At 33.2% G+C, this 6000-nt stretch carries 6 protein-coding genes; 5 read left to right on the top strand and 1 reads right to left on the bottom strand.

The genetic code is table 11. The annotated features are described in order from the left end of the window. Positions 1 to 185 precede the first annotated feature (185 nt). From WAX74_RS17630 to WAX74_RS17615, 4 genes are all read left to right on the top strand, one after another. Positions 186 to 710, top strand: coding sequence for a hypothetical protein (locus tag WAX74_RS17630; protein WP_336498977.1), 525 nt, complete (start codon positions 186 to 188; stop codon positions 708 to 710). 106 nt (positions 711 to 816) lie between these two features. After that, positions 817 to 1287, top strand: coding sequence for a hypothetical protein (locus tag WAX74_RS17625; RefSeq protein ID WP_336498976.1), 471 nt, complete (start codon positions 817 to 819; stop codon positions 1285 to 1287). Positions 1288 to 1399: 112 nt separating this feature from the next. Beyond that, complete coding sequence (locus WAX74_RS17620; protein ID WP_336498975.1) at positions 1400 to 1762, top strand: DUF2750 domain-containing protein; 363 nt, start codon at positions 1400 to 1402, stop codon at positions 1760 to 1762. A 205-nt stretch (positions 1763 to 1967) separates the two neighbouring features. Beyond that, entirely contained in the window at positions 1968 to 2690 is a 723-nt protein-coding gene (locus WAX74_RS17615; protein WP_336498974.1) for an alpha/beta fold hydrolase, read from the top strand. Positions 2691 to 3003: 313 nt separating this feature from the next. Here WAX74_RS17615 and WAX74_RS17610 read toward each other — a convergent pair whose 3' ends face one another. Further along, the gene (locus tag WAX74_RS17610; RefSeq protein ID WP_336498973.1) at positions 3004 to 3720 is read right to left on the bottom strand and encodes a YkgJ family cysteine cluster protein; all 717 of its coding nucleotides are present in this window, start codon (positions 3718 to 3720) and stop codon (positions 3004 to 3006) included. A 179-nt stretch (positions 3721 to 3899) separates the two neighbouring features. Here WAX74_RS17610 and WAX74_RS17605 point away from each other — a divergent pair, with 179 nt between their 5' ends. Further along, the gene (locus WAX74_RS17605) at positions 3900 to 5756 is read left to right on the top strand and encodes a TniQ family protein (protein WP_336498972.1); all 1857 of its coding nucleotides are present in this window, start codon (positions 3900 to 3902) and stop codon (positions 5754 to 5756) included. Positions 5757 to 6000: the final 244 nt, after the last annotated feature.

Genomic DNA, 6000 nt, shown 5'->3' with positions numbered 1-6000 from the left:
TGGGCTCTAACGCACCATAGTTCATCGACCTTCCTCTCCCAGCCGTAGAATCAGTATGTACGGTTTTTCCCCATTTTCATTCTCTGTGGTGAAGCGCTGATTTTGCGCTTCATGGATGGCTAACGGGTGCTTTAGTTGAATATTCTCCTCCCGAAGTAATTAATCATAAGTGAGGAACAACAATAGTGATAACCAAAGCAGATATAATAAATCAACCTTATTCGGGACAATACAAGGAAAGAATTTATGACATACCAAGCTCATGGAATTCGCCAAATTGGACGTGGGTAAAATTTGAAGATGAAAATTTTAATGAATGGTGTGGTGAGTTTAGAGGCTCACCAATGGGTGTGGCACTATCAAAGAAGCATAACCAAGTTCTTGTTCTCACTTCTGATTATTTATTTCAAGTTGACTGTGGCAACGGCGGATTAACTGAGTATGAATCCCAACCTCAATATTATTGTTTAACCGTAACACCATCAGGTGATTTCATAATTGCGGATTATTATGAAATTGAAAAAATAGGATCCAAATTAAAAGATAAGAAACCATTAGAGAGTCCAATTAAAATGGACAAAGTTGAATTTCATAGTTGGTCTAATAATAAGTTGTTAATTAAATGTGATGAATTTCTAAACTGGGATAATCATATGGAGCTAGAACTTGAAGGTGATACACTAGAAATAACTATAAAAGACCTAACTTGATCTATACTATTGCGTTAACTTTTCCAAGTGACAAGGTGCTTTAGCAGAAAAGGGCTGTCAATCGACAGCCTTCTAGTAAAAAATTTAAATGAAGGGTGGTTACTTTATGAAGCTTCCTAATGGTGTAACTGGTTTTTATAGTGCAAAACATAAAAAACCTCCAACAATTGATGATAAACAATTTAAACAGATATGTTTTAGTCTCATTAGCAGTATTGGCGGAGAATTGTTAGATTTTAATGAGCCACAGGGAGCCACTAATTTTTTTAATGTCGAAGCTAAAATTTTTAATAAGAATCTGCATATATTGCTTAATGTACATTATCCATTTATGGCTTTTGCTTTTAATGTGGAATATGGAAAGATTACTTTTTTTGATGAACCTGAGTTAGTTAAACAATTTAGCCCTTTTTATAATGTTCTGGATACTAGGGAACTGAATGCCCCTGTAATAATAGGACTAGATTCTAAAAAGAGTATTGTACAAAATGACAATTTTAATAGTGATGAATTGGAACAAATAGCTTATTGGAAGCCTGAAAGAGTAGGAGATATTATCTTTAATTATTGGGATTAGAACTATACAAATCTAAATTATCTTCTTCAACTAACGGGCAGCAGGTTAGTGAAAGAAGTTATGAACAAAAGAATGGAGAATCTTAACCTGAAAAGAAAGTAGGTGTGCTATTTTGTCTCAAACGGCCGCACAATGGAATGCATTTATAAAAGAAATTATTAAGCATCGTAAAATATGGACAATTAGGGACGAAGGTGGTATTCCAACTTCGACAAATATTGACGGTGAAACATCAATGCCATTTTGGTCTTTGAAATCGAGGGCAGAAAAAATCATTGAAAATGTTCCCGATTATAATGGATTTCTACCATATGAAATAGGATTTGATGAATTTCTCGATCGATGGTTAAAAGGTCTAGAAAAAGATGGATTATATCTGGGTGTTAATTGGAGTGGAAAACAGGCAATAGGTTATGATATTATTCCCAAAAAGGTTTTGGAACGTATTCAATATGAACTTAGTTTAATTGATTAACATTGTTCAACTAAAGAAGGGTTTTAGTTAAACAACAGTTAGTTTCGATGGTCTATTTTTTACATCAAGAAAATCTCAGATTTCCATTGTGAAATGTTACACTTAAACTAACGGGGCAGGTTAGTTGAAGAAGAAGGTATTTTTAAAATCTGGAAAAGTAGCAATATAAAGGAATTAAAAACAAATATAACTTAGAAAAGTAGGGATGGTTTTGCTATTACATACTGAAGTTTTTGGGGACGGTGAACCAATTGTATTTCTTCATACTGGCTTACAAACTGGATTAACTGACTTTGAATATCAGAGAGAATATTTTAAACATAACTTTAAGGTTATTCTTCCCGATTTAAGAGGACATGGTAGGTCAATTGAAAATAACCTTTCGAATTTCTTTGAGGATTCTGCAATGGATATAGAAGAAACGCTAAATAAATTAGATGTGAAATCTGTTCATCTAGTTGGGTGTTCATTAGGTGGTTTAGTTGGATTATGCTTCGCGAAAAAATTTCCTCATAAAGTCAAAAGTTTAACCATTTCTGGAGTTTTATCTAAAAAGCCAGATAACTGGATTCAATTGCACAATGAAGATGTAGAATTTCAAGCACAATTATTACAAAATGAAGATGCAGTAAATTTCTTTGATAACTTACATGGGTCTGATTGGAGACAATTCATATATATGGGTAAAGATGAACATTGGTATCCATTTCAGATGACAAAAGATTTGGATGGTATTAATTCACCTGTTTTGTATATGGTTGGTGAAGAAAATAAAGGTGAAACCGAAGGGACTATCTTGTACCCGTTATTAAAGGAGGATGTTCACGTGTCTATCATTCCCTTTGCTTCGCATCTAGTACATTCTGAACAGCCAGAAGTATATACAAAGATATTAGATGTTTTTATAAAAAAAGTTGAGAAAGAATAGTTTTTCTTATTAAGCTAACGGGTGCTTTAGTAAAAAACGGACAGCAAAACATAATGAACTAAGATAATGGTCAAAATACTTCCTATTCTCAATAAAACCACTTAACAGTTAAGTGGTTTTTTACATATTAGAAACGAAGCTCACAAGCTCACAGTGAAACTGAAAGATGAACTTGATACTTAGATAAACGTTCCAGTTTTTCTGGCCACGTTTGCTTGATTAAATTGAATGGTCAGAGATTTACATTCGAATTAAACGACTTTCTTCTATTATATAACTAGGTATGTTTATTCTAATATTAAATGTCCTTAATCTATTTTGCAGGAAGTTTATAGAACCAATAAGGTAATAACCTTTTCCCAAACACCTTAGGAAATAGTTGGTTTTCTTTTTCTTTATCTCCATTAGAAGCTTTCCTCATTTTATTAGCCATAGGTACTTCATACAAGTTCTTCCCAGCACATGTAAGGTTTAACGTTCCTTTTGGAAATAATTCGCGTTCGCAATTTTTAGGGTTTCCGTATGAAAAATAGGTCCTGCAAACAATCGGTCGGGCATCATAAATAGAACATGAATTATTAATTAAAAAAGGACATTTTATATTTTTACGAGTGTATTCATCATGTTTTATTTTATCACCATATTTGTACCCCTCAGCCCATTCACCAATTTCCTCATACCAAGTGTCGAAATTCTCATGTATTTGTTCTAATGTATCTTGATCCATATTTGTTCTTATCCAGTTCGAAATATACATGGATTCTACCGCACTCGTCCATATTGGATATTTACAACAACCAGAGCAGTTGGATTTGCAGGAAGGTTGCGTTTTTGTTCCTTTATGTAACAAATCAAAGTAACGTTCAAGTATAGGTAACTGTTCATAATGCATTCGAACAACATTATCATCTGATTGTTCTCTTTCATTTATTTTTTTTATTAAAGATGTACCAAGCCGATAAGCCATTATAGCTGAAGTATGTTGAACCTTCGTTGCTTTTTGAATAAATATTCTATTATTGTAAGCCATTATTATTCACCTCCATGAATTCTATGGAGATTTAACGCCTAATATTACAAGCTTATCTACGTACTAGTAATTCGTCATTAAGTGTTTTTCGTGTTCACTAAGGTTCGAAATATTTCCCAGCAAATCGTCGCATACAATTCTATTATTCTGGTAATGATGGAAATTAAAGGGGAAATCCGATGAGACCATTGTTAAATAGGCTACCGATTATGGAAACAGAAACGTTAAGTAGTTACCTTTTTAGAATTTACAAGAAGAACTATCATGATAATCCGTATGGAATAACCGATCAGCCGATTACCAAGCATGAACTGAACGCAAATCAAATAAAAGAAGAGTCTTGTCTAGAGTTGAGTATATTAACGGGTAAAGAATTTCTATTTCAGCATTCGTATCTCACTTTGAATGTTAGTAAAGACAAGGAAAATGTTTTTTTCCTCAAGACGAGGACCAAATGCTGCCCAATATGTCTTGATGAACAAATTCATCAAAGCTTTACCTGGGGAATTAATTTGATGAATGTTTGTACAAAGCATCAAGTGTTTTTGCTAAACGAATGTACGAGTTGTAAGAAGATTATTACGATTAATTCCATTTTTAAAAATGAGTGTAGTGGGTGTGATCAAATTCTATCGGAAATGGTGACAGAGAGTGTAACAGATCATTATATTTTGAAATCACAAAAAGAGCTCGCAGAATTACTTCTAGGAAACAAGGGCCGCTATTTAGGATTATTTGAAATAGAAGATTTACTGATTGTTCTCTCAGCATTTGCGCAGTTATTCCACGGATTCCACAGTTTTACGCAAAAGAATGCAGCTCTATATAAAATAGAATATACGAACAAAATCCCTATTAAGGAGAAGGGATTAGTTAATCTACTGGCTGACTTATATTGGATGTTCCAGGATTTTGATAATCGTTTCCACGTAGTACTTCAATCCATCTATCAACCAAATCTAAACAGATCAAATAGGAGGAGAAAGCAGAATTTCGAAAGTATGATTGCCTCGTCAGAGAGTATGGATTTTATTTTTCAAGCGTATCAAAACTTTCGACTAGAAAATTATATACGATTTATGAATGTACCGAAAAATATAACCAGTTTTGATAAACAAGCATCCGAGTATATAGACAAGAACTACCTTACAAAGGAGCAGATAAAGGAGAAGTTCCCTATCGTGGATAGTGAGTTAGATTATTTACTGAAAACTAGTTTCTTTACAGAGTGCTGTTTAACTAACGGTCGAGCAACCTATTATTTGAAAGATAAGACAGAAAAATCACTACTGGCGTTTTTGGAAGTAAAAAGAGATCGGGTCACTGGGCTAGAAGCAGCTAATTTATTGGGAATTCACGTGCGAAGTGTTGTGGAACTGATTAAAAGTGAAGTTCTAAGTTATTCCCCGTACATGGAAAATGATAAATCAATTTCAAAAAAACAAATGCAGCGTTTGTTGGATTCCCTGAAGCCACAGAAAATAAAGGCGGCAGAAGACAAGATAACGCTTGCTCGATGTTTTGAGAAGTATTCCAAGTCAGGCATCTCTTTATCCCATATTATTTCATTCATTAAAAACAATGGCTTGCAAGCATATACACAAAAGGATCCATACAAACTAAGTGATTTGTTATTTGAACCTCTCGATCTAGCAAAAATAATCACAGAGGAACGTATTCGCTTAAAAGGTTATAACTTAAGTCAAGTTGCACATGAATTAGGGTGCAATGAACGGATTGTGTTGAAATATGTAAAAGCAGGATTGCTAGGTGACCCAGTAGTTGAAAAATTGAATAACAAAGCATTTGCCTATCGATTTGATAAAGAATGTATTGAGTTGTTTAAAATGACTTTTTGCTCAATTAAGCAAATTAAGCATGAATATAAAGTATCGGAAACGCTTGTTCGAAATGCTATATATAGGGGGGCGATCAAGAATCATTTGGATGGAATATGTAGAAAAACGCTTATCAGTAAGTGGGAATTTGAGAAATTTAGAAGCAAAAAAAAGACATCTAAAACTCTAAATTTTTAGAGTTTAAACTTTGATAACATCAATTTTAAAACTCTAAATTTTCGGCTATTAATTATATATCGTCAATTTAATAATGTCAATATGATATTATTAAAATAAATCAAAGGTCCTATATTAAAGTTTTGAAATTTCGGATAATGTGGACCTTGAGCGTGGCAAGAATGAAAAAATTGCATTGGCGCTCAATTAGAAATGACTGTTTTCAAATGCAATCTAGAAAAAAGTGGAGGTGAAAATGTATGGC

Origin of the sequence: Psychrobacillus mangrovi, assembly GCF_037104765.1 — a bacterium.
GTDB lineage: Bacteria > Bacillota > Bacilli > Bacillales_A > Planococcaceae > Psychrobacillus > Psychrobacillus mangrovi.
The sequence above is the reverse complement of the archived record's forward strand: the minus strand, read 5'-3'. Positions and strand labels throughout refer to the sequence as shown.

What these genes read in the sequence shown, in the direction of transcription:
- WAX74_RS17625 (WP_336498976.1), top strand. Translation starts at nt 817, where the DNA reads ATGAAGCTTCCTAATGGTGTAACTGGTTTTTATAGTGCAAAACATAAA.
- WAX74_RS17615 (WP_336498974.1), top strand. Translation starts at nt 1,968, where the DNA reads ATGGTTTTGCTATTACATACTGAAGTTTTTGGGGACGGTGAACCAATT.
- WAX74_RS17610 (WP_336498973.1), bottom strand. Translation starts at nt 3,720, where the DNA reads ATGGCTTACAATAATAGAATATTTATTCAAAAAGCAACGAAGGTTCAA.
- WAX74_RS17605 (WP_336498972.1), top strand. Translation starts at nt 3,900, where the DNA reads ATGAGACCATTGTTAAATAGGCTACCGATTATGGAAACAGAAACGTTA.